The organism is Methylocella sp. (assembly GCF_041905455.1).
In the GTDB taxonomy this organism is placed as follows: Bacteria; Pseudomonadota; Alphaproteobacteria; order Rhizobiales; family Beijerinckiaceae; genus Methylocapsa.
The window spans coordinates 151,175-173,159 of the sequence record NZ_JAYRLA010000007.1 but is presented as its reverse complement, the minus strand read 5'-3'; the positions used below and the strand labels follow the sequence as shown (position 1 = coordinate 173,159).

The 21,985-nt window shown below is 70.8% G+C and carries 19 protein-coding genes; 8 read left to right on the top strand and 11 right to left on the bottom strand.

The features are described 5' to 3' along the window. The 5 genes from ACE3OG_RS08280 to ubiE all read right to left on the bottom strand — a co-directional run bounded on the left by ACE3OG_RS08280 (position 1) and on the right by ubiE (position 4,747). Positions 1-447: an Rrf2 family transcriptional regulator gene (locus tag ACE3OG_RS08280; RefSeq protein ID WP_374307510.1), complete on the bottom strand. Its 447-nt coding sequence runs from the start codon at positions 445-447 to the stop codon at positions 1-3. Then, positions 444-956, bottom strand: coding sequence for a dUTP diphosphatase (gene dut / locus ACE3OG_RS08275; RefSeq protein WP_374307508.1), 513 nt, complete (start codon positions 954-956; stop codon positions 444-446). Before dut ends, ACE3OG_RS08280 begins: the two co-directional genes overlap by 4 nt. Next, on the bottom strand, positions 953-2,197 hold the full coding sequence (gene coaBC / locus ACE3OG_RS08270; RefSeq protein ID WP_374307506.1) for a bifunctional phosphopantothenoylcysteine decarboxylase/phosphopantothenate--cysteine ligase CoaBC: 1,245 nt from the start codon (positions 2,195-2,197) through the stop codon (positions 953-955). Before coaBC ends, dut begins: the two co-directional genes overlap by 4 nt. A gap of 193 nt (positions 2,198-2,390) precedes the next feature. Then, positions 2,391-3,974 carry a 2-polyprenylphenol 6-hydroxylase gene (ubiB, locus tag ACE3OG_RS08265; RefSeq protein ID WP_374307504.1) on the bottom strand — a complete coding sequence of 528 codons (1,584 nt, stop codon included), beginning with the start codon at positions 3,972-3,974 and terminating at the stop codon, positions 2,391-2,393. Positions 3,975-3,985: 11 nt separating this feature from the next. Beyond that, a complete protein-coding gene (gene ubiE / locus ACE3OG_RS08260) occupies positions 3,986-4,747 on the bottom strand; it encodes a bifunctional demethylmenaquinone methyltransferase/2-methoxy-6-polyprenyl-1,4-benzoquinol methylase UbiE (RefSeq protein ID WP_374307502.1) in 762 nt (253 codons plus the stop codon). Positions 4,748-4,924: 177 nt separating this feature from the next. On the opposite strand from ubiE, the gene ACE3OG_RS08255 reads away from it, so the two are divergent. Then, positions 4,925-5,233, top strand: coding sequence for a hypothetical protein (locus ACE3OG_RS08255; protein WP_374307500.1), 309 nt, complete (start codon positions 4,925-4,927; stop codon positions 5,231-5,233). On the opposite strand, the gene ACE3OG_RS08250 is transcribed toward ACE3OG_RS08255, so the two are convergent. From ACE3OG_RS08250 to uvrA, 3 genes are read right to left on the bottom strand one after another with little or no spacing between them, the layout of a single operon-like run. Next, positions 5,230-5,967 (bottom strand): pseudouridine synthase, encoded by a 738-nt coding sequence (locus tag ACE3OG_RS08250; RefSeq protein WP_374307498.1) that lies wholly within the window; start codon positions 5,965-5,967, stop codon positions 5,230-5,232. The two genes, ACE3OG_RS08255 and ACE3OG_RS08250, sit on opposite strands and share 4 nt — an antisense overlap. Then, positions 5,964-6,869 carry a class I SAM-dependent methyltransferase gene (locus ACE3OG_RS08245; protein WP_374307497.1) on the bottom strand — a complete coding sequence of 302 codons (906 nt, stop codon included), beginning with the start codon at positions 6,867-6,869 and terminating at the stop codon, positions 5,964-5,966. Before ACE3OG_RS08245 ends, ACE3OG_RS08250 begins: the two co-directional genes overlap by 4 nt. Before the next feature lie 4 nt (positions 6,870-6,873). Continuing rightward, on the bottom strand, positions 6,874-9,966 hold the full coding sequence (uvrA, locus tag ACE3OG_RS08240; protein WP_374307495.1) for an excinuclease ABC subunit UvrA: 3,093 nt from the start codon (positions 9,964-9,966) through the stop codon (positions 6,874-6,876). A gap of 182 nt (positions 9,967-10,148) precedes the next feature. On the opposite strand from uvrA, the gene ACE3OG_RS08235 reads away from it, so the two are divergent. The 4 genes from ACE3OG_RS08235 to ACE3OG_RS08220 all read left to right on the top strand — a co-directional run bounded on the left by ACE3OG_RS08235 (position 10,149) and on the right by ACE3OG_RS08220 (position 15,919). Then, positions 10,149-11,480: a dicarboxylate/amino acid:cation symporter gene (locus tag ACE3OG_RS08235; RefSeq protein ID WP_374307493.1), complete on the top strand. Its 1,332-nt coding sequence runs from the start codon at positions 10,149-10,151 to the stop codon at positions 11,478-11,480. A 186-nt stretch (positions 11,481-11,666) separates the two neighbouring features. Next, positions 11,667-12,185 (top strand): single-stranded DNA-binding protein, encoded by a 519-nt coding sequence (gene ssb, locus ACE3OG_RS08230; RefSeq protein ID WP_374307491.1) that lies wholly within the window; start codon positions 11,667-11,669, stop codon positions 12,183-12,185. A gap of 276 nt (positions 12,186-12,461) precedes the next feature. Continuing rightward, positions 12,462-15,164 (top strand): DNA gyrase subunit A, encoded by a 2,703-nt coding sequence (gyrA, locus tag ACE3OG_RS08225; RefSeq protein ID WP_374307549.1) that lies wholly within the window; start codon positions 12,462-12,464, stop codon positions 15,162-15,164. Between the two features lie 50 nt (positions 15,165-15,214). Further along, a complete protein-coding gene (locus ACE3OG_RS08220; RefSeq protein ID WP_374307489.1) occupies positions 15,215-15,919 on the top strand; it encodes a potassium channel family protein in 705 nt (234 codons plus the stop codon). Between the two features lie 15 nt (positions 15,920-15,934). Here the strand turns inward: ACE3OG_RS08220 and hspQ are convergent, their stop codons facing one another. Next, complete coding sequence (gene hspQ / locus ACE3OG_RS08215) at positions 15,935-16,264, bottom strand: heat shock protein HspQ (protein WP_374307487.1); 330 nt, start codon at positions 16,262-16,264, stop codon at positions 15,935-15,937. Positions 16,265-16,425: 161 nt separating this feature from the next. Here hspQ and ACE3OG_RS08210 point away from each other — a divergent pair, with 161 nt between their 5' ends. The 3 genes from ACE3OG_RS08210 to ACE3OG_RS08200 all read left to right on the top strand — a co-directional run bounded on the left by ACE3OG_RS08210 (position 16,426) and on the right by ACE3OG_RS08200 (position 20,092). Then, positions 16,426-18,030, top strand: a complete 1,605-nt coding sequence (locus ACE3OG_RS08210) for an NAD(P)H-hydrate dehydratase (RefSeq protein ID WP_374307485.1) — start codon at positions 16,426-16,428, stop codon at positions 18,028-18,030. 116 nt (positions 18,031-18,146) lie between these two features. Beyond that, the gene (locus tag ACE3OG_RS08205) at positions 18,147-19,292 is read left to right on the top strand and encodes an OpgC family protein (protein WP_374307483.1); all 1,146 of its coding nucleotides are present in this window, start codon (positions 18,147-18,149) and stop codon (positions 19,290-19,292) included. Then, positions 19,241-20,092 (top strand): SGNH/GDSL hydrolase family protein, encoded by an 852-nt coding sequence (locus ACE3OG_RS08200; RefSeq protein ID WP_374307481.1) that lies wholly within the window; start codon positions 19,241-19,243, stop codon positions 20,090-20,092. Before ACE3OG_RS08205 ends, ACE3OG_RS08200 begins: the two co-directional genes overlap by 52 nt. Before the next feature lie 27 nt (positions 20,093-20,119). On the opposite strand, the gene rsmA is transcribed toward ACE3OG_RS08200, so the two are convergent. Both rsmA and pdxA read right to left on the bottom strand, forming a co-directional pair. Further along, positions 20,120-20,971 carry a 16S rRNA (adenine(1518)-N(6)/adenine(1519)-N(6))-dimethyltransferase RsmA gene (rsmA, locus tag ACE3OG_RS08195; RefSeq protein WP_374307480.1) on the bottom strand — a complete coding sequence of 284 codons (852 nt, stop codon included), beginning with the start codon at positions 20,969-20,971 and terminating at the stop codon, positions 20,120-20,122. After that, positions 20,968-21,963 carry a 4-hydroxythreonine-4-phosphate dehydrogenase PdxA gene (gene pdxA, locus ACE3OG_RS08190; RefSeq protein WP_374307478.1) on the bottom strand — a complete coding sequence of 332 codons (996 nt, stop codon included), beginning with the start codon at positions 21,961-21,963 and terminating at the stop codon, positions 20,968-20,970. The genes rsmA and pdxA overlap by 4 nt, the downstream gene beginning before the upstream one ends. Positions 21,964-21,985: the final 22 nt, after the last annotated feature.

Genomic DNA, 21,985 nt, shown 5'->3' with positions numbered 1-21,985 from the left:
TCAGATCGCGAAATCGCCTTCCGCGTCGTCGCGGCCGGCGGGGCGCAGTCCCTCCGCCTTCTGGCAGATGTCCTCGACGGTGACGTCGTCGAGCTCCTTGAGGAAGGCGGCGCCCGCGCTCTCGATCATCGGCGCGATCACCTGCTTCAGAAGGTCGCCGCCGGACGCCTCGTCCTGATGCGCGCCTTCTCCCGCGATCGCGCGCAGCACTGCGCCGGCGGTGATCTTGCGCCGCTCGCGCGCGAGTTCGTAGCCGCCGCGCGGCCCGCGCAGCCCTTTCAGGATGTTCCCCCGCACCAGCGCCTGCAGCAGCGTCTCGAGATGGCGCGGCGGCAGGTCGAGCCGGCTCGCCAGCGCCTTGGCCGCCACCGGCAGCGGGCGTGAATGCATGGCAATGTCGACGACGGCGGCGAGGGCGAGGGCGGCCCGATGCGACAGCACGATCATCCGTCCCGTCCTTCTCTCGCCAGGTCTTGAGTCTTCGCCTGCTCTTGCGCCCGCGTCCCGGTCGAGCCATAGCCGTCTTCCCCGCGCGGGGTCGCCTCGAGGCTCGCGGCGGAAATGAGGCGCGCCCGCGACACGGGCGCGACGACGAGCTGGGCGACGCGGTCGCCGCGCGAGACGACGAAAGCCTGTTCGCCAAGATTGACGAGCAGCACGCCGACCTCGCCGCGATAGTCGGAATCGATCGTGCCCGGCGCGTTGAGCACGGTGACGCCGAATTTCAGCGCGAGGCCGGAGCGCGGGCGCACCTGCGCCTCGTGCGTCGGCGGCAGGGCGAGCGCGAGGCCGGTCGGAACCAGCGCCCGCGCGCCGGGCGCGAGGACCAGCCGCTCACCCGGGGCGAGCGCGGCGAGGAGATCGAGCCCCGCCGCTCCGGCGCTCTGGTAGTCGGGCAGGGGCAGCCCCTCGCCGTTCGGCAGGACGCGCGCCCTGATCTCGATCGCGCCGCTCATGCGCGCGCCCCGAGCCGGCGGGCGATCTCGGCGACGAGGCGGCGCGCGAGCTCGCCCTTGTCGAGCTCGGGCCAGTCCTCGACGCCCTCGGCGCAGACGAGCGAGACCTCGTTGCGCGCGCCGCCGAAGACGCGCGCGCCTTCGCCGACGTGGTTGGCGACGATCAGGTCGCACCCCTTGGCCGCGCGTTTTTTCTGCGCGTTCTCGACGAGGCGCTCGGTCTCGGCGGCGAAGCCGACGACCAGTTTCGGCCGTCCGCTCGCGCGAAGGCCGACGCCGGCGAGGATGTCGGGGTTGCGGACGAGCTCCAGCGGCGGCGGATCGGCGCCGTCCGCGCTCTTCTTGAGCTTGTGGCCGGCCGGCGCCGCGACGCGCCAGTCGGCCACCGCCGCCGCCGCGACGAACACGTCGGCCGGCAGCGCCCGCGCGACCGCCGCCTCCATCTGAAGCGCCGTCTCGACATGGACCGTCTCGAGGCCCGCAGGATCGGGCAGGCCGGCAGGGCCGGACACGAGGACGACCTCGGCCCCGGCCTCGCGCAGCGCCTGCGCGATCGCATGGCCCTGGCGCCCCGACGAGCGGTTGGCGATGAAGCGCACGGGATCGATCGGCTCGTGCGTCGGGCCGGAGGTGACGATGGCGCGCCTCCCGGCGAGCGGCTTCGCCTGCGTCGGGAGCGGCAGGCTCGTTTCACCCGCGAGCAACTCCACGACCGCCTCGGCGATCTCGTCGGGCTCGGCCATGCGGCCGGGGCCGAACTCGCCGCAGGCCATCTCGCCTTCGCGCGGGCCGACGAAGGCGATCCCGTCGGCGCGCAGCGTCTCGACGTTGCGGCGCGTCGCCGGCGCGAGCCACATGCGCAGGTTCATCGCCGGCGCGACGAGGATCTTCTTGTCGGTCGCGAGCAGCAGCGTCGAGGCGAGGTCGCCCGCGTGTCCCTGCGCCATCTTCGCCAGAAGGTCGGCGGTGGCGGGCGCGACGACGAGGAGGTCGGCCGCGCGCGAAAGCTCGATATGGCCCATCTCGGCCTCGTCGGTCAGCGAGAAGAGGTCGGAATAGACCTTGTCTCCCGAAAGGCTCGCCGCCGACAGGGGGGCGACGAACTCCGCCGCCGCCCTGGTCATGACGACGCGGACCGCAACGGCGCGCTCACGCAGGCGCCGGATCAGCTCCAGCGCCTTGTAGGCGGCGACGCCGCCGCCCACGACGAGAAGGACGCGCTTTCCCGATGCTCCGCTCATGGGGCCGGATTCTTTCCTCCGCTGGAGCGCCGCGCGAGGCTTTTGGGCTCCGTTGACGCGCGCGTTCCCGCTCCGGCCGCCGCCTGGCCGTGGATCGGGCTGCGCGCCCTTATATCTTGGCCGCGCGGCGAAGCGCGACGATGACTTATTCCTAACGCGTCGGGAAAAATGCGCAACGCCTGACGAAGGGTCTTCAACGCAGGCGCAGCAGCGTGAGGGCGAGCGCGCATAGAGCGATGATCCACAGAGCGACATGGCCCGCCCGCGCGCCGCGTCCGGCGGCCGCGCCGATTCGCTCGAGCGTGGGGGCGGAAAGATCGAGGCCTTCGCCGGCGATCTCCTCGATTCGCGCCAGCACGGCCTCGCCGCGCAGCAGGGTCGCGGGCAGGGCGGCGGCGAATCGCCCGAGCGCGCCGGCGGCGCGGCCGGCGTCCTCGACCTTGCCGAGCGGCCCGAGGTTGCGCTCGATCCATTCGCGCACCACCGGCTCGGCCGTCGCCCACATGTCGAGCCTCGGGTCGAGCGAGCGCCCGGCCCCCTCGACCACCACCATGGTCTTCTGCAGCAGCACGAGCTCGGTGCGGGTCTTCATGTCGAACAGGCCGGTGATCTCGAACAGCAGCGTCAGCAGCTTGGCCATGGAGATCTCGTCGGCTTTGCGCGAATGGATCGGCTCGCCGATCGCCCTGATCGCCTGCGCGAAATCCTCGACGCGATGGATTCGCGGCACATAGCCCGCCTCGAAATGCACTTCCGCGACACGCGTATAGTCGCGCGTGATGAAGCCATAGAGAATCTCGGCGAGGAAGCGGCGCTCCTTGAAGTCGAGCCGGCCCATGATGCCGAAGTCGACCGCGACGATTTTGCCGCCGGGGCGGACGAACAGGTTGCCCGGATGCATGTCGGCGTGGAAGAAGCCGTCGCGCATGGCGCAGCGCAGGAACGACTGGATGACGACGCGCCCGAGGCGGGGCAGGTCGAAGCCGGCCGCCCGCAGCGCGGCGACGTCGGTCATCGGCGCGCCCTCGACCCATTCGAGCGTCAGGACCTCCTTGGCGGTGCGGTCCCAGTCGACCCAGGGCGCGCCGAAATCGGCGTCCTTCTCGACGTTCTCGGCGAACTCGGACGCCGCGGCCGCCTCGAGGCGGAAATCCATCTCCATCTTGACCGAGCGCGCCATCGACTCGATCACCTCGACGGGCTTCAGCCGGCGCGCCTCCGGCGACCAGCGCTCGGCGAGCCGGGCGGCGGCGAACATGTCGCCGAGGTCGCGCCGGAAGCGCCGCTCGACGCCTGGCCGCAGCACCTTCACCGCGACGTCGCGCTCGCCCTCCGGCGTTCCGATCCGCGCCTTGTGCACCTGCGCGATCGAGGCCGCCGCGACCGGCTCGCCGAAGGCGAGGAAGGTCTCGGCCAGCGGCCGGTCGAAGGCCTTCTCGACGATCGCGACGGCGACCTCGCGCGGAAAGGGCGCCATGCGGTCCTGCAGCCGCTCGAGCGCGCGCACGACGTCGGGGCCGACGACGTCGGGGCGGGTGGCGAGGAACTGGCCGAGCTTGACGTAGGAGGGGCCAAGGGCGCTGATCGCCCCGGGCAGCCGCGAGAGGCCGGAGCGTTCGTCGCCCTTCGCGTCGCGCCGCGCGAGCATTTTGGCGAGGGCGAGCGGCAGGCGCGCTGGCGGCGGCGCGATCGCCGGATCGACGTCGCGGAACACGCCGGCGCGCGCCAGCACGAAGCCCGCCCGGGCGAGCCGGAACAGCGAAGCGGGTGAGGACACCGCGCGCGCCCTTAAAGCTTCCAGCCGGAATGGATGGCGACGACTCCCCCCGTCAGCCGCTCGAAGCTCGCGCGGGAAAAGCCGGCGTCGGCGATCATGCCGCGGAAGCGCTCCGGCGCGGGAAAGCGCTCGATCGATTCGATCAGATAGCGGTAGGAGGCTTCGTCCCCCGTGACGAGCCTGCCGATCGTCGGGATCGCGCCGAAGGAATAGGCCTTGTAGATTCGGTCCATCAGCGGCACGTCGACGCGCGAGAATTCGAGGCACAGGAACCGCCCGCCGCGCTTCAGCACGCGAAACGCCTCGGCGAGCGCGCGCTCGACGCGCGGCACGTTGCGGATGCCGAAGGCGATCGTGTAGGCGTCGAACGCATCGGCCTCGAAGGGCAGGCTTTCGGCGTTCGCCTGCACGAAATCGAGCTTCCCGTCGAGCCGGCGCTCGCCCGCCCGCTCGCGTCCGACCCGCAGCATGTCGGCGTTGATGTCGAGGACGGTCACGCGTGTCGCCGCGCCACCGCCGCGAGCGATGCGGAAGGCGATGTCTCCGGTGCCGCCGGCGACGTCGAGCGCGCGGAACGCGCCATTGCGCGAGGGGCTGACCTTTCGGGCGAAAATATCCTTCCAGACGCGATGCAGCCCGCCCGACATCAGGTCGTTCATCAGGTCGTAGCGCGTGGCGACCGAATGGAACACCTCGTCGACCTTCGCCTGCTTCTCGCCGAGGCCGATGCTGGAAAAGCCGAAATGCGTCTCGTCCGAAGTCTTTTGGGTCATGGAAGGGTCTCGCCGCGGGCGGCGCGACCATAGAGCATCGGCCCGAAAAGTCGCAGAATTTTCGGAACGAGCCGATGCGTCGAGCAGATCGCGCGCCTTTGCTTCCCGCTTTGCGAAGCATTGAAGCGGCGCGGCGCGCTCCTACCTTCAGGGCGGAGCCATCAGGGAGGCCGCGCGATGCTCTCGCCCTTCACCGCGCCGGGGACGAAAATCGTCTGCGTCGACGATTCCTCGAATTTCCAGCATGTGGCGAGCCACGATCCCGTCGGCCGGCTCGACGGGCTGCGCAAGGAGACGGTCTATACGCTCGCCGCGATCCGGCGCGACGCCAACGTCAAATCGGGCTTCGAGGCCTATGTCGAGGAGATCCGCCGGCCCTCCGGCGTGGGCTTCGCGCTGGAGCGCTTCCGCCGCCTCGAGCTGCCCCGCGCGCTCTCCGCCCTGCTCGACGCGACGTCCGCCGATTTCGAGCTGGAGAGAGCTTAAGCGCGGATCAGCGCCTCGACCTCGTCCGCGCGCAGGATGAGAAAGGCGCCGGGCGCGAGCCCTTCCGGCGATTCGAGCGCGCCGATCGCCTCGCGGCGCAGCGCCTCGACGTGGTTGCCGAGCGCGGCGAACATGCGCCTGACCTGATGATAACGTCCCTCGGCGATCCACAGCAGCGCCTCCTGCGGCCCGAGCGCTTCGAGGCGCGCCGGCAGGAGCGGCTTCTCCTCGCCCTGCAGCATGAGCGTCCCGGAGGCGAAGACCTCGCCCTCGTCGCCGCGCAGCGGACGCGCCAGCCGCGCGCGATAGCGCTTCTCGACATGCGACTTCGGCGAGGTGAGGCGATGCAGCAGGGCGCCGTCGTCGGTGAGCAGGAGGAGGCCGGAGGTCTCCTTGTCGAGCCGCCCGACGCTGGAGACCGCCGGCTCGCGGCGCAGGTAGCGCTCGGGCAGAAGGTCGTAGACGAGCGGCCCCGCCTCCTTGCGCGAGCAGGTGACCCCTTGCGGCTTGTCGAGAAGGATCGCGAGGCCCGGCGGCGGATCGAGCGGCTCGCCGTCGAGCGCGAGGCGGGCGTAAGCCGGCCCGCCCGCCTCGATCTTTCGCGCGGGGTCGGCCAGCGGCGCGCCGTCCTGCGTCACCCGGCCGGCGCGCAACAGCGCCGCGACCTGCGCGCGCGAGCCGTAGCCGAGGCCGGCGAGCAACCGGTCGAGCCGCAGCTTCGGCGTCGCGCTCACTTCACCGCCTCGAAAATCTTGTAGCCTTCGCCCTCGGCCGCCTGCTCGACGCCGCGGAACTGCGCCTTCAGCGTCGCCTCATAGGGCAGGTGGCGGTTGGCGACGAGACGCAGCGTCCCGCCCTTGCGCAACAGCCGCGCCGCCGCCTCGACGACGCGCGCGCCGAGCGCCCGGTCCTCCGTTCCGGCGTCGTGGAAGGGCGGGTTCGTCACGACGAAGTCGAGCCCGCTCAAGCCGCAGTCGTCGCGCGTGGCGTCGGCCTGGAAGAAGGACGCGCGGGCGTCCTCGACGTTCCTGCGCGCGGCTTCGATCGCGCGGCGGTCGACGTCGATCAGGGCGAGGCTCCTGACCGTTTCGGAGCGCAGGATTTCGCGGGCGAGAAAGCCGTAGCCGCAGCCAAGGTCCGCGCCGCGCCCGGAGAGCTGCGGCAGGGCGCCCGCGAGCAGCCGGCTGCCGGGGTCGATCCGGCTCCAGCTGAAGACGCCGGGCTGCGTGAAGAAGCCCGTCTCCTCGCAAAATTGCGGCCCGCCCTGCGCGAGCGCCTCGTCGAGCCCGCGCGGTATGGCCGGGCGCAGGGCGCGGCAGAGGCGATGATGGGCTTTCGACCATTCCTCGACGTCGCAGCCGAAGCTTTCGAGCTCGGCGCGAAGACGCGCGCCGCCCTTCGCCTTCGGCGCGAGGGCGAGCAGCGGCGCGCCGGCCTTCAGCGCGCGAAGGGCCTGCGCGAGGACGTAGCGGCGCTCCGCCGCGCCGGGCGGGGCGAGGAGCGTGAAAGCTTCGAGACTCTCCGCCTCCAGCGCCTCCAGCGCCTGCGCGCCTGGATGCAGCGGCGAGAATTGCGGCTCCGACGCGACGTCGGGCGCGAGCGCCGCAGGCGGCGCGCCATAGACCCCTTGCCTCATGCGCCTATTCCGCCGCCCGCGCGGCGTGCGGGCGCCGCTCCAGCACCTCGCGCAAAAAAAGCCCGGTGTGGCTCGCGGCGTCGGCGGCGACGTCCTCGGGCGTCCCCTGCGCGACGATGCGTCCGCCGCCGTCGCCGCCCTCGGGGCCGAGGTCGATCACCCAGTCGGCGGTCTTCACCACCTCGAGGTTGTGCTCGATGACGACGATGGTGTTGCCCTGCTCGACGAGCTCCTGCAAAACTTCGAGGAGCTTGGCGACGTCGTGGAAATGCAGCCCGGTCGTCGGCTCGTCGAGGATGTAGAGGGTGCGCCCGGTCGAGCGCTTCGACAGCTCCTTGGCGAGCTTCACGCGCTGGGCTTCGCCGCCGGAAAGGGTGGTGGCCTGCTGGCCGACCTTGACGTAGCCGAGGCCGACGCGGGCGAGCGTCGCCATCTTGTCGCGGATCGCCGGCACGGCCTTGAACAGGTCGGCCGCCTCCTCGACGGTCATGTCGAGCACGTCGGCGATCGACTTGCCGCGATATTTCACCTCCAGCGTCTCGCGGTCGTAGCGCTTGCCCTTGCACACGTCGCAGGTGACGTAGACGTCGGGCAGGAAGTGCATTTCGATCTTGATGACGCCGTCGCCCTGGCAGGCCTCGCAGCGTCCGCCCTTGACGTTGAAGGAGAAGCGGCCCGGCTGGTAGCCGCGCGCCTTGGCCTCGGGCAGCCCCGCGAACCATTCGCGGATCGGCGTGAAGGCGCCGGTGTAGGTCGCAGGATTCGAGCGCGGCGTGCGTCCGATCGGCGACTGGTCGATGTCGATCACCTTGTCGAGCCGGTCGAGCCCCTCGATCCGCTCGAAGGGGGCGGGATGCTCGACCGCGCCGTTGAGCCTGCGCGCGACGGCCTTATAAAGCGTGTCGATGACCAGCGTCGATTTGCCGCCGCCCGAGACGCCGGTGACGCAGGTGAACAGGCCGAGCGGAATGCGCGCCGAGACGGATTTGAGGTTGTTGCCGCTCGCGCCGAAGACGTCGAGCGTGCGCGCGGCGTCGAACGGACGGCGCGGCCGCCACGGGGCGACCTCGCGCGCGCCGATGAGATATTGGCCGGTCAGCGAGTTCGGGTCGGCGAGGATTTCGGCCGGCGTTCCCTGCGCGACGATCTCGCCGCCATGGACGCCGGCGCCGGGGCCGACGTCGACGACATGGTCGGCGGTCAGGATCGCGTCCTCGTCGTGCTCGACGACGATGACGCTGTTGCCGAGGTCGCGCAGCCGGCGCAGCGTCTCGAGCAGGCGGGCGTTGTCGCGCTGGTGCAGGCCGATCGAGGGCTCGTCGAGCACATAGAGCACGCCGGTGAGCCCTGAGCCGATCTGCGAGGCGAGGCGGATGCGCTGGCTCTCGCCGCCCGACAGCGTGCCGGCGGCGCGCCCGAGCGTCAGATAGTCGAGGCCGACGTCGATGAGGAAGGTCAGCCGCTCGCGGATCTCCTTGAGGATGCGCGCGGCGATCTCGCGCCTTTTGTCGTCGAGCTTTTCGTCGAGCCCGGCGAACCAGTCGGCGGCGGCGCGCACCGAGAGGCTGGCGGCCTCGCCGATGTCGAGCCCGGCGATCTTGACGGCGAGCGCCTCGGGCCGCAGCCGCGCCCCGCCGCAGGCGCCGCAGGGCGTGGCGCTCATGTAGCGGCCGATCTCCTCGCGCGACCATTCGCTCTCGGTCTCGCGATAGCGCCGCTCGAGGTTGCGGATGACGCCCTCGAACGGCCGATGCGCCTCATGCGAGCGGTAGCCGTCCTGATAGGAGAAGCGCACCGCCTCCTTGCCGGAGCCGTAGAACAGCGTCTCGCGCACGGAGAGCGGCAGCGTCTCGAAACGCGCGTCGAGGCTGAAGCCGAAATGCTTCGAAAGCGCCTCGAGCGTCTGCATGTAATAGGGCGAGGACGAGCGCGCCCACGGGGCGATCGCGCCCCTGCGCAGGGAGAGCCGCGGATCGGGGACGATGAGCTCGGGGTCGACCTTCTGCTCGAAGCCGAGGCCGCCGCATTGCGGGCAGGCGCCGAACGGGTTGTTGAACGAGAACAGCCGCGGCTCGATCTCGGGGATGGTGAAGCCCGAGACCGGACAGGCGAATTTCGCCGAGAAGACGACGCGCCGCGGCTCGCCCCTGTCGTCCTTCTCGTCGGCGAATTCGGCGACGGCGATGCCGTCGGCGAGCTCCAGCGCGGTCTCGAAGCTCTCGGCGAGGCGCGCGGCGAGGTCGGGCTTGACCATGATGCGGTCGACCACGACGTCGATGTCGTGCTTAAGCTTCTTGTCGAGCGAAGGCGCGTCGGCGATTTCATAAAAGGCGCCGTCGATCTTCAGCCGCTGGAAGCCGCGCTTGGTCAGCTCGGCGATCTCCTTGCGGTATTCGCCCTTGCGGCCGCGCACGATCGGGGCGAGCAGATAAAGCTTGGCGCGCTCGGGCAGGGCGAGCACTCTGTCGACCATCTGGCTGACCGTCTGGCTTTCGATCGGCAGCCCCGTCGCCGGCGAGTACGGGATTCCCACCCGCGCGAAAAGCAGGCGCATGTAGTCGTAGATCTCGGTCACCGTGCCGACGGTCGAGCGCGGATTCTTCGAGGTCGTCTTCTGCTCGATCGAGATCGCCGGCGAGAGCCCGTCGATCTGGTCGACGTCGGGCTTCTGCATCATCTCGAGGAACTGGCGGGCGTAGGCCGAGAGCGATTCGACGTAGCGCCGCTGGCCCTCGGCGTAGATCGTGTCGAAGGCGAGCGAGGATTTGCCCGAGCCCGAGAGGCCGGTGAAGACCACGAGCCTGTCGCGCGGAATGGTCAGGTCGACGTTCTTGAGGTTGTGCTCGCGCGCGCCGCGGATGGAGATGACGCGGCCGGCCGGCGGGGCGTCGAAGGCGGCGAGCCGCGCGTCGGCCTCGCGCTGGGCGGCCTCGATCGCCGCTTCGGCGCGCGCGCGGACGGCCGCGACGTCGCGCGCGCCGGCGCTCTCGCCGCGCGAAGGCTTCGGCGCGGAAGCCTTCTGGGCGGAAGCCTTGGGCGCAGCCTTGCGCGCCGGCGAAACGGTTTTCTTGCCGGCGGCCGGCTTCGATGACGTCATGGATCCTGAATCTGGGCTGTGACGGAGCAGGCCCGGGCCCGGCCCTCGGGCCGGTCAAGCGCGCTCGACGCTTTCCCTTAATTTAGCTGGCCTCGCGCATTTTGCCATGCCAATTTGCCTCCGCGATCCGCCGGCGGAAGCGCCCTTGAAGAAGCCACGCCGGGGGCGACGGGGAGACAGCCATGGTCGCGGTCGGGACGGAGGCGCACGAGCATGCGGTCTCGAAGCCGTTCTACAAGGTCCTCTACGTCCAGGTTCTGATCGCGATCGCGCTCGGCGTCGCCTTCGGCTGGCTCGATCCGCAGGCGGCGCAGGCGGATTGGGTCAAGGCGCTCGGCGACGGCTTCATCAAGCTCATCAAGATGATGATCGCGCCGATCATCTTCTGCACCGTCGTCTCCGGCATCGCCCATATCTCGGACGCCAAAAAGGTCGGCCGCGTCGGCGTCAAGGCGCTCGTCTATTTCGAGGTGGTCTCGACCTTCGCGCTCGCCTTCGGCCTTCTCATCGGCAATCTGGTGCGGCCCGGCGCCGGCTTCTCGGGCGGCCACGCCGACGCCGCCGCCGTGCAGAAATACGAGCATGCGGCGCACGAGCCGCATTCGGCCGTCGACTTCCTGCTCGGCGTCATTCCCGACAGCGTCGTCGGCGCCTTCGCCAAGGGCGACGTGCTGCAGGTGCTGTTCTTCGCCATCCTGTTCGGCTTCGCGCTGATGGCCATGGGCAGGCGCGGCGAGACTCTGCTCGACTTCATCGACCAGGCGGCCAACGCCACCTTCGGCGTCATCAACATCGTCATGAAGGCGGCGCCGCTCGGCGCCTTCGGCGCGATGGCCTACACGGTCGGCAAATACGGCCCGCAGTCGCTCGGCAACCTCGCCGGCCTCGTCGCCACCTTCTACCTGACCGCGGGGCTGTTCGTCTTCCTGGTGCTCGGAACGATCGCCCGCGTCGCCGGCTTCAGCATCTTCAGGTTCCTCAGTTACATCAAGTCGGAGCTCCTGCTGGTTCTGGGCACGTCGTCGTCGGAAAGCGCTCTGCCCGCCCTGATGGAGAAGCTGGAGCGGCTCGGCTGCTCGAAGCCGGTCGTCGGCCTCGTCGTGCCGACGGGCTATTCGTTCAACCTCGACGGCACCAACATCTACATGACGCTGGCGAGCCTGTTCATCGCCCAGGCGCTCGACGTGCATCTGACTTTCAGCCAGCAGATGACCATCCTGCTCGTCGCCATGCTGACCTCGAAGGGCGCGAGCGGGGTGACCGGCGCCGGCTTCGTGACGCTGGCGGCGACGCTGGCGGTGGTCGACCCGCGCCTCGTGCCGGGCATGGCGATCGTCCTCGGCGTCGACAAGTTCATGAGCGAGTGCCGGGCGCTGACCAATTTCATCGGCAACGGCGTCGCCACCGTGGTCGTCTCCTGGTCGGAGGGCGAGCTCGATCGGGACAAGCTCAACGCCGCGCTTTCACGCCCGGTCGACGTCGCCGCAGCGAGGACCGGCGTCGCGACGGGGTAGGGGCGCGGCGAAAGGCCTTGCGCCGCGCGGCGCGCGAGGCTAGAACATAATAAGAACATCGTCCCCGCCGGCGGCGCCGGCCGAAAACAACGGTGATAAGCCGGCGCGCTCGCTCGCGCGGCGGCCGCGATCGTGCGAAGAGCGGAGTTTGATCCTGGGCTTATGCGAGCGTGAGCGGAGAGGCGGATGGCGGGCAGCGTCAACAAGGTCATTCTCATCGGCAATCTCGGCCGCGATCCCGAGACGCGGCGGATGAACTCCGGCGATCCGGTCGTGAGCTTCAGCCTCGCCACCACGGAGTCCTGGCGCGACAAGGCCTCGGGCGAGCGCAAGGACCGCACAGAATGGCATAACATCGTGATCTTCAACGAGAATCTCGGACGGATCGCGGAGCAGTACTGCAAGAAGGGCTCGAAGGTCTATCTCGAGGGCCAGCTGCAGACGCGCGAATACACCGACAAGGACGGCAATCAGCGCAAGGTCACGGAAATCGTGCTGCAGCGTTTTCGCGGCGAGCTGACGCTGCTCGACAGCCGCGGCCGCGGCGACAGCGAGGAGCGCGGCTATGAGGAGCCGGGCTTCGGCCGCTCCTCGCCGATGGAGCGCGCGCCGCAGCGCTCGTCCGAGCGCTCCGAAGGCCGCCGTCCGGCCGGCGCCGGAGCGGGCCGCGCCGCCGACATCATCGACGACGACATTCCGTTCTAGGCGGCGAGTTCAGGCGGCGCCGGCGCGCTGGCGTAATCATCTGTTTCAGGACGCTTTTCGAGGGCGCTTTCGCGGCCGTCGCGACGCCCGCGCGCTGGCGTTCCGCGGCCGGACCGCCTAGAATGGCGCACGCCGGCGCGCTCTCGCCGCGCCTCGCCCGCATCCTCGCGCAGGCGCCCGCAACCTCATCCTGGAACCGTCTTCTTGGCCGACAACGACGACAGGGCGCCCGAGGCGCCCGGCTCCGACATTCGCCCCGTCTCCATCTCCGACGAGATGGCCCGCAGCTATCTCGACTACGCCATGAGCGTGATCGTCAGCCGCGCGCTGCCGGACGCCCGCGACGGGCTGAAGCCGGTGCACCGGCGCATCCTGTTCTCGATGGGCGAGAACAACCACACGCCCGACCGTCCCTACGTCAAATCCGCCCGCATCGTCGGCGACGTGATGGGCAAATACCATCCGCACGGCGACTCGGCGATCTATGACGCGCTCGTGCGCATGGCGCAGAATTTCTCGATGCGCCTGCCGCTGATCGACGGGCAGGGCAATTTCGGCTCGGTCGACGGCGACCCGCCGGCGGCGATGCGCTACACCGAATCCCGCCTCGCCCGTCCGGCGACGGCGCTGCTCGAGGACATCGACTCCGACACCGTCGACTTCCAGCCCAACTACGACGGCAAGGAGCAGGAGCCCGTCGTCCTGCCGGCGCGCTTCCCCAATCTGCTCGTCAACGGCGCCGGCGGCATCGCCGTCGGCATGGCGACCAACATCCCGCCGCACAACCTCGGCGAGGTGGTCGACGCCGTCGTCGCGCTGATCGACGACCCGGGCCTCTCCGTCGAGGAGCTGATGGCCTATGTGCCCGGCCCCGATTTCCCGACCGGCGGCGCGATGCTCGGGCGGGCCGGCGCGCAGTCGGCCTACCTCACCGGGCGCGGCTCGATCCTCGTGCGCGCCAGGGTCGAGGTCGAGACGATCCGCAAGGAGCGCGAGGCGCTGGTCGTCACCGAGATTCCCTATCAGGTGAACAAGGCGAGCCTCGTCGAGAAGATCGCCGACCTCGTGCGCGAGAAACGGGTCGAGGGGATCGCGGACCTGCGCGACGAATCCGACCGCGACGGGATGCGCGTCGTCATCGAGCTGAAGCGCGACGCCGTCGCCGACGTGGTGCTGAACCAGCTGTGGCGCTTCACCGCCCTGCAGTCGAGCTTTCCGTGCAACATGATCGCCCTCAACGGCGGCCGGCCGGAGATGCTGAGCCTCAAGGACTTCCTGTCCGTCTTCGTCGACTTCCGCGAGGAGGTCGTCACGAGGCGCACCAAGCACCTGCTCGCCAAGGCGCGCGACGCCGCCCATCTGCAGGTCGGCCTCGCCATCGCGGTGGCCAACATCGACGAGGTCATCCGCCTCATCCGCTCGTCGGCTGACGCCGCCGCGGCGCGCGAGGCGCTGATGGAGCGGCGCTGGCCGGCGCGCGACATGGCGCCGCTGGTGCTGCTCATCGCCGATCCGCGCCATGTGCTCGCCGAAGACGGGACGATCCGCCTTTCGGAGGCGCAGGCGCGCGCGATCCTCGAACTGCGCCTGCAGCGCCTCACCGCGCTCGGCCGCGAGGAGATCGCCGAGGCCCTGAACCGGCTCGCCGCCGAGATCGCCGACTATCTCGACATCCTCGGCTCGCGCGAGCGCCTGTTCGGCATCGTCAAGGACGAGCTTCTGGCGGTCAGGGCGGCCTACGCCACGCCGCGCCGCACGCTCATCCTCGACAGCGTCGGCGACGTCGACGACGAGGACCTGATCCAGCGCGAGGACATGGTCGTCACCGTCTCGCATCTCGGCTACGTCAAGCGCGTGCCGCTCGCCGCCTACCGCGCCCAGAAGCGCGGCGGCAAGGGCCGCTCGGGCATGCAGACTCGCGACGAGGATTTCGTCGCCCGCCTGTTCGTCGCCTCGACCCACGCCCCCGTGCTGTTCTTCTCCTCGCGCGGGCAGGTCTACAAGGAGAAGGTCTGGCGTCTGCCGCTCGCCGCTCCCCAGGCCAGGGGCAAGGCGCTCGTCAACATGCTGCCGCTCGAGCAGGACGAGCGCATCACCACCATCATGCCGCTGCCCGAGGACGAGGCCGCATGGGCGGCGCGCGACGTCATGTTCGCGACGACGCGCGGCACGGTGCGGCGCAACAAGCTCAGCGATTTCGCGCAGGTGAACCGCGCCGGCAAGATCGCCATGCGCCTCGACGAGGGCGAGCAGATCGTCGACGTGCAGATCTGCGGCGAGGATTCCGACGTGCTGCTGACGACGGCGAAGGGCCAGTGCATCCGCTTCCCCGTCGACGAGGTGCGTGTGTTCAAGGGCCGCGATTCGATGGGCGTGCGCGGCGTGGCGCTGGCCGAGGGCGACCGCGTCATCTCGCTCGCCATCCTGCGCCACGTCGAGGCCGAGGCGGCCGAGCGCGCCGCCTATCTCAGGATGCGCCGCGCCGTCGCCGGCGAGGCGGGCGCGGAGGAGGGCGAGGATCAGGCCGCCGAGGAAGCGGCGCAGGACGGCCAGCAAGAGAGCCAGCAGGTCGCGGCGCTCAGCTCCGGGCGCTACGCGCAGATGTCGGCCAATGAGGAGATCATCCTCGCCGTCTCGCGCAACGGCTACGGCAAGCGCACGTCCTCCTACGAATATCGCATCACCGGGCGCGGCGGCAAAGGCGTCGTCGCCATGGCGGTGACGCCGCGCAACGGCGACCTCGTCGCCGCCATGCCGGTCGAGGACGGCGACGAGATCATGCTGGTGACCGACGGCGGCCAGCTCATCCGCTGCCCGGTCGACGGCATCCGCGTCGCCGGCCGCGGCGCGCAGGGCGTGATCGTCTTCAACACCGGACCCGGCGAGGAGGTCGTCTCGGTCGAGCGCATCAGCGAGGAAGACGCGGCGCGCGGCGAGGGCGAGGAGGGCGAGCCGCCCGCCGGACCGGCGGAGACCTAGGCGCGCCGATGGAGCCGGGACGCGGTCCGAAGGACGCGGCGCGGGCCTTGATGGCGCAGCGTCGACGCGCGCGCCTGCCGCGGTTGCCGAAGAGCCGCGACGAAATCCGCGATCCTCTGCTGTCGATCCTGACCGCCGCGCTGGCGTCGGTGATCTTCGTCATCGTGCCGCTCCACGCCGCGGGAATGATCTCGGCGGAGGGCTACGGATTCGTCATCATCATGCTGCTGGCGAGCTGCGCCATGACCCAGTCGCGCCGCTGGTCGGTGATCGTCGCGAGCGTGTTCGCGCTCGCGATCGGGTTCGCCGCGGTGGTGATCCGCATCCATTCGCCGTCGAATCTCGATCGTTTTCTCGAAGCGGTCGCGACGGTGGCGGTGAATTTCGCGCTGATCGTGGTGGTCGCCCAGGCGGTGTTCGCGCCGGGCCGCGTCACGATCCACCGCATCAACGGCGCGGTGCTCCTTTATCTGACTGTCGGGCTCACATTCGCCAGCCTTTACGCCATGGCGGCGCTGGCCTCGCCGGGCGCGATCAGCAATCTCGACTCGTCCGACGTGCGCGGACTGATGAGCCGCGCCATCTATTTCAGCCTCACCACCCTGACCTCGGTCGGCTACGGCGACATGCTGCCTATGCATCCGGTGACCCGCTCGCTGGCCAATTTCGAGGCGATCATCGGCCAGTTGTTCCCGGCGACGCTGCTCGCCCGCCTCGTCACGCTCGAGCTGACGGATCGCGCGAACAGGAAATGAGGCGCCGTGCGGCGTTCAGTTGCGCCGGCCGGAGCGCATCTGGTAGGCGCCGTCCTCCGCGCGCACGAAAATCTCGTCGACCTGCGGATGGCGCACCGGATCGCCCGAGGTGTCGGGCAGAAGGTTCTGCTCGGACACATAGGCGATATATTCGGTGTCGGCATTCTCGGCGAAGAGGTGATAGAAGGGCTGGTCCTTGCGCGGACGCACCTCCTCGGGGATCGACTGCCACCATTCCTCGGTGTTGGAGAACACCGGATCGACGTCGTAGATCACGCCCCGGAACGGATATTTCCGGTGCTTGACGACCTGGCCGATTCCGAACTTGGCGATCAGCGGCTTCATCGGATCACGTCGGCGGCGGTTTGGGCGGCGGGCGCGAGGCGAGACGCTCGCCGTAACCCTAAGCGGGTACCTGCGGCCGGCTTTTCTGTCAATCGGCGCGCGACGCAACGGAAGGGCGGAAAATCCTGCGACTTTCCGGACGAATGCCGTAAGAAGCCGGCATGAGCGCGCGCAACACTTCGCTGGAGCTTCTGACCTGCCCTGAAATGGCGCGCGCCGACGCGCTCACGATCGCCGCCGGGACGCCCGGCGCGCGGCTGATGGAGAACGCCGGCGCCGCCGTCGCCGCGGAGGCGGCGCATCTCGTCCCGCGCAAGAGCCGGATCGTCGTTCTGTGCGGCCCCGGCAACAACGGCGGCGACGGCTTCGTCGCCGCCCGCCTGCTCGCCGCGCGCGGCTATGGCGTGAGCCTGGCGCTGCTCGGCGCGCGCGAGGCGCTGCGCGGCGACGCGGCGGGCGCAGCGGCCGCCTTCGCCGGGCCGGCCGTCCCGCTCGGGCAGGCCGATATCGAGGACGCCGACCTCGTCGTCGACGCCCTGCTCGGCGCCGGCCTCGCCCGCGACCTCGACGGGCTCGCGCGCGAGACGGTGACGCGCCTCAACGACTGGTCGCGCCGGACCGGGCGCCCCGTGCTCGCGGTCGACGTGGCGAGCGGCGTCGACGGCTCGAGCGGACAAATCCGCGGCGTCGCGGTCAAGGCCTCGCGCACGATCACCTTCTTCCGCCGCAAGCCGGGCCATCTGCTGCTGCCGGGACGCCTCGCCTGCGGCGAGACGATCGTCGCCGACATCGGGATCGGCGAGGAAGTTCTCGACGAAATCGCGCCGAAGGCCTTCGCCAACGGGCCGGCGCTGTGGGGCGCCCGCATCCCCTTTCCGACCGTCGCCGGCCACAAATATTCGCGCGGCCATGCGCTCGCGCTGTCCGGCGGCCTCGCCCACACCGGCGCCGCGCGGCTCGCCGCGCGCGGAGCGCTGCGCGCAGGCGCCGGCCTCGTCACCGTCGCGACGCCGCGCGAAGCTCTGGCCGTCCACGCCGCGGCGCTGACCGCGGTGATGACGCAGGTCTGCGACGGTCCGGACGAGCTCGCTGAAATCCTCGCCGACGCGCGCAAGAACGCGGTCGTCGCCGGACCCGGGCTCGGGCTCGGCGCGCCGACGAGAGCCCTCGTGCTGGCGGCGCTCGCGGCGTCGGGAGAAAAGCGCGCCCTCGTGCTCGACGCCGACGCGCTGTCGAGCTTCTCCGGCGAGGCGCAGGCGCTCGCCGGCGCCATCCGCGCGAGCGGAGCGCCGGTCGCGCTGACGCCGCACGAGGGCGAGTACGCGCGCCTTTTCGAGCGGGCCGGCGAGACGCGCGGGCGCGGCCGCTGGCTCGAGGCCGGCGTCGCGCCGCAGGCGCTCGATGCGGCGCTCGAGGGTTTGCGCGGCGGCAAGCTCGCGCGCGCGCGCGCCGCGGCGGCCCTCACCGGGGCGCTCGTCGTGCTGAAAGGCCCCGACACCGTCGTCGCCGCGCCGGACGGGCGCGCGGCGATTGACGAGATCGGGCCGCCCTGGCTCGCCACCGCCGGCTCGGGCGACGTGCTCGCCGGGATGATCGCCGGGCTGCTCGCCGCCGCCATGCCGCTGTTCGAGGCGGCCGCCGCCGCCGTCTGGATGCATGGCGCGGCGGCGCGCCAGTTCGGCCCGGGCCTCATTTCCGAGGATCTGCCGGAAGCCCTGCCGGCGGTGCTGCGCGCGCTCGCCGCGAGCTTCGCGCCGCACGTTTGATGTCATTCATGGGAAATTGATCCCCGCCGCCGCCGCTCCGCCGCAATTGGACGGCGAATGCGGGAGGCGAGGGACGCCTGAAAGGCGTCATGCCGCAGGGACGGCGAGGGCGAGGCATGGAACGCATCCCGGCCGCGCCGCGGGCGCCGAACGAGATCGATTTCTGGCGCGGCTTCGCCCTTATCACGATCTTCGTCAACCACGTTCCCGGCCTCGTCTTCGAGCGGCTGACCTTCCGTAACCTCTCGCTGTCCGATTCGGCCGAGCTGTTCGTCTTCCTCGCCGGCGTCGCGCTGCGCAAGCTCGCCGACGGCCCCGTCGCGCCCCTGTCGGCGCCGGCGCTCGCGTTCCGCCTCGAGGGTCGGGCCTTCGCCGTCTATGTCGCGCAGACGCTGATCACCGAGGTCGCCATCGCCATGCTGGCGGCGGCGTCCATCGTCTATGACGCGCCTTTCATGCTCGACTGGCACAACGCCTCCGCGGTGTTCAACCAGCCGGTCGAAGCGCATATCGGCCTCGTGCTGCTGACCCACCAGCTCGGCTATTTCAACATCCTGCCGCTCTATGTCGTGCTGATGTTCGCGGCGCCCGTGATCGCGCTTCTGCACCGCGCCGGCGGCGCCGCGCTGCTCCTGCCGCTCTCGCTCGCCCTTTACGCCTATGCGCTCGTCTTCGGCGTCAACCTGCCGACCTGGCCGGTCGAGGGAAGCTGGTTCTTCAACCCGCTGAGCTGGCAGCTCATCTTCTGCCTCGGCTTCTGCCTTTCGGGGCCGCACGGCTTCGGCGCGCTCGATCCGGCGCGCCGACGCGCGCTGCGGCTCGCGGCGGCACCCGTCCTTGTCGCCGGCGCCTTCGCCGCGCTTGTCCACTATTCGCCCAATCCGCGCTTCGTCCCCGAGCCGAAGCTTCTCTTCATGTTCGACAAGACGTTCCTGTCGCCGGCGCGCATCCTGCACGCGCTCGCGCTTTACGCGGCGTTCGCCGGCCTTTACGGCCTGGCCGCGGCCTCGCCGGCGTGGAAATTTCTAAGCGCGCCGGCGGCTTATTTCTCGATGCTCGGGCGCAATTCCCTGAACGTCTTCTGCGCCGCCTCGATTTTGAGCCTCGCCGGGCAGATCGCCCGTTTCGTCTACGGCGGGCATGTTGCAACGGACGCGCTGATCATTATCCTCGGCGCGGCGATCATGGGACTTGTCGCATGGGCTTCGGAATGGCGCGCAAGACTGCCGGCGCCCTCGGCTGCGCGTTCGCGCTCGCCCTGACGCCGCCGGCGCTGGGGCAGGGCGGCGAAGCGCAGCCGCCCCTCACGCCGCTTGCGCCCCAAACCCCGCTCGCCCCGCCGCCGCCGGCCGGTCCCCCGCCGCTGAGCCCCGCCTGCGCCGTGCCCGCGGTCGACCTCGCCGCGCCGACGGCGCTGCCGACCTTCGCCGCCGCCCTGCAGCGGCGCGACAGGAAGGTGACGATCCTCGCCATCGGCTCGTCCTCCACCTCGGGCACCGGCGCCTCCAACGCCTCGCGCAGCTATCCCTCCCAGCTCGAGAAGATCCTCGAGCAGGCGCTGAAGGGCGAGGACGTCGTCATCGTCAACCGCGGCCTGCCGGGCGAGGTCGCGGCGAGCGCCGCCGAGCGCATCAGGAGCGAGGTCGCCCTCGACAAGCCCGACCTCGTGCTGTGGCAGCTTGGCACCAACGACGCGCTGGCGCGGGTGCCTCTCTCCGACTTCGACGCGACCGTCCGCTCGACCATCCGCTGGCTGAAGGAGAGCGGCACCGACGTCGTGCTGGTGGGGCTGCAATACGCCCCGCGCCTCGCCCGCGACCCGGCCTATGTCGAAATCCGCGACGCGCTGAACAGGATCGCCGCCGAGGAGAGCGTGCTCTATGTGAGCCGCTACGACGCCATGCGCTTCATCGCCCAGAGCCGCGCGAAGGAGGCGCTGATGGCCGGCGACGGGTTTCACCTCAACGACCTCGGCTATCAGTGCATGGCCGAGCATGTCGCGCACGCCCTGATCGTCAGCCTGTTCCTCAAGAAGGCGCGCCCGGCCGACGCCGCACCGTAAGATGGGGCGTCCGCAGCCGCGGCCCGGCTAGCCGCTCTTAAAGGCCCGCGCCAGCGCGACGAAGCCCGCGACGTCGATCTCCTCGGCGCGGCGGGTCTCCTCGATCCCGGCCGCCGCGAGCAACGCCGGCGGATCGCGCGAAATGGATTTCAGCGACTGGCGCAGCATCTTGCGCCGCTGGCCGAACGCCGCCTGCGTCACCCGCGACAGCGCGCGCGCCTCGCAGGCGAGCGGGGCGGCGCGCGGACGCAGCTCGACGACCGAGGACGTCACCTTCGGCGGCGGCGTGAAGGCCGAGGGCGACACGTCGAACAGGATTTTCGTCTCGCAGCGCCAGTTGGCGAGCACGGCGAGCCGTCCGTAGTCGGCGCGCCGCGCCGGGCTCGCGACGATCCGCTCGGCGACCTCGCGCTGGAACATCAGCACGAGCCGGTCGAAGGCCGGCGGCCAGGGCTCCGTCTCGATCCAGCCGGTCAGCAGCGGCGTCGCGACGTTGTAGGGAAGGTTGGCGCAGACGCGCGCCGGGCGCGCCGCGCCGAACAGCGCCGCATAGTCCTGCTCCAGCGCGTCGCCCTCGACGATCTCGAGCCGGCCCGGATAGGCCCGCGCGATCGCCTCGAGCGCCGGCAGGCAGCGCGCGTCGCGCTCGATCGCGACGATCTTTCGCGCGCCTTCGGCCAGCAGCGCGCGTGTGAGTCCGCCGGGGCCGGGGCCGACCTCGACGATCATTTCGGCCGAAGCCGGATCGGCGGCGCGCGCGATGCGCCGCGTCAGGTTGAGGTCGAACAGAAAATTCTGGCCGAGCGATTTCTTCGCCTCGACGCCGAGGCTCGCCACCACCTCGCGCAGCGGCGGCAGGGAGTCGGGGGTCTCGCTCACGCGAGCCGGCCGGCGAGGCGCAGCGCGGCGACGAGGCTCGAGGGGTCGGCGATCCCGCGCCCGGCGATGTCGAACGCCGTGCCATGGTCGGGCGAGGTGCGCGCGAAGGGCAGCCCCAGCGTGACGTTGACGCCATGGTCGAAGGCGAGCGTCTTGATCGGGATCAGCGCCTGGTCGTGATACATGCAGATCGCGACGTCATAGGCGCGCCGCGCCCGTTCATGGAACATCGTGTCGGCCGGATGCGGGCCGCTCGCCGCGATTCCGCGCGCGCGCAGCGCCGCGACGGCCGGGGCGACGACCTCGATCTCCTCGCGCCCGAGGGCGCCGCCTTCCCCCGCGTGCGGGTTGAGGCCGGAGAAGGCGAGACGCGGCGCGGCGATCCCGAACCTGTCGCGGAAATCGCGGGCGACGATCTCCCCCGTCTCGACGAGAAGCTCGAAGGTCAGCGCGCGCGGCGCCTCCTTGAGCGGAATATGGATCGTCGCCGGAACGACGGCGAGCTCGGGCGACCAGAGCAGCATGACCGGGCGCGGCGGCGGATCGCCGGCGAGCGCGGCGAGGAACTCGGTGTGGCCGGGGTGGGCGAAGCCCGCGCGGTAGAGAACCTCCTTGGAGATCGGATTCGTCGTCAGCGCATCGGCGAACCCGCCGCGCACGAGGCCGACGCAGGCCTCGATCGAGCCGATCGTCGCCGCCGCGTCGGAGGGATCGGGCGCGCCGGGCGGGCCTGCGACGCGACCGCCGGGGTCAAGCACCGGCAGCGCGTGGGGAAAGACCTCGCGCGCCTCCTGCGGCGCGCCGAGCCGGGCGAGCGGAACGTCGAGGCCGAGCTTCGCCGCGAGCGCCGCGAGGAAATCGGCCTGCGTCGCGACGAGGAAGGCCGGCGCCTGCGGGTCGCCGGCGAGCGCGTTCCAAGCCTTCAGCGTGAGCTCGGGGCCGACGCCCGACGGGTCGCCGCGGGTCAGCGCGATCAGCGGGCGCGCCGCCATGAGGACCTCCGCGGACGGCGCG

Excerpts from the sequence above, each read along its gene's own strand:
- ACE3OG_RS08205 (WP_374307483.1), top strand. The coding sequence starts at position 18,147 with ATGGAACGCATCCCGGCCGCGCCGCGGGCGCCGAACGAGATCGATTTC.
- ACE3OG_RS08220 (WP_374307489.1), top strand. The coding sequence starts at position 15,215 with ATGGCGCAGCGTCGACGCGCGCGCCTGCCGCGGTTGCCGAAGAGCCGC.
- pdxA (WP_374307478.1), bottom strand. The coding sequence starts at position 21,963 with ATGGCGGCGCGCCCGCTGATCGCGCTGACCCGCGGCGACCCGTCGGGC.
- ubiE (WP_374307502.1), bottom strand. The coding sequence starts at position 4,747 with ATGACCCAAAAGACTTCGGACGAGACGCATTTCGGCTTTTCCAGCATC.
- ACE3OG_RS08235 (WP_374307493.1), top strand. The coding sequence starts at position 10,149 with ATGGTCGCGGTCGGGACGGAGGCGCACGAGCATGCGGTCTCGAAGCCG.
- ssb (WP_374307491.1), top strand. The coding sequence starts at position 11,667 with ATGGCGGGCAGCGTCAACAAGGTCATTCTCATCGGCAATCTCGGCCGC.
- ACE3OG_RS08255 (WP_374307500.1), top strand. The coding sequence starts at position 4,925 with ATGCTCTCGCCCTTCACCGCGCCGGGGACGAAAATCGTCTGCGTCGAC.
- ACE3OG_RS08210 (WP_374307485.1), top strand. The coding sequence starts at position 16,426 with ATGAGCGCGCGCAACACTTCGCTGGAGCTTCTGACCTGCCCTGAAATG.
- uvrA (WP_374307495.1), bottom strand. The coding sequence starts at position 9,966 with ATGACGTCATCGAAGCCGGCCGCCGGCAAGAAAACCGTTTCGCCGGCG.
- gyrA (WP_374307549.1), top strand. The coding sequence starts at position 12,462 with ATGGCCCGCAGCTATCTCGACTACGCCATGAGCGTGATCGTCAGCCGC.
- hspQ (WP_374307487.1), bottom strand. The coding sequence starts at position 16,264 with ATGAAGCCGCTGATCGCCAAGTTCGGAATCGGCCAGGTCGTCAAGCAC.
- dut (WP_374307508.1), bottom strand. The coding sequence starts at position 956 with ATGAGCGGCGCGATCGAGATCAGGGCGCGCGTCCTGCCGAACGGCGAG.
- ACE3OG_RS08245 (WP_374307497.1), bottom strand. The coding sequence starts at position 6,869 with ATGAGGCAAGGGGTCTATGGCGCGCCGCCTGCGGCGCTCGCGCCCGAC.
- ACE3OG_RS08280 (WP_374307510.1), bottom strand. The coding sequence starts at position 447 with ATGATCGTGCTGTCGCATCGGGCCGCCCTCGCCCTCGCCGCCGTCGTC.
- ACE3OG_RS08200 (WP_374307481.1), top strand. The coding sequence starts at position 19,241 with ATGGCGCGCAAGACTGCCGGCGCCCTCGGCTGCGCGTTCGCGCTCGCC.
- coaBC (WP_374307506.1), bottom strand. The coding sequence starts at position 2,197 with ATGAGCGGAGCATCGGGAAAGCGCGTCCTTCTCGTCGTGGGCGGCGGC.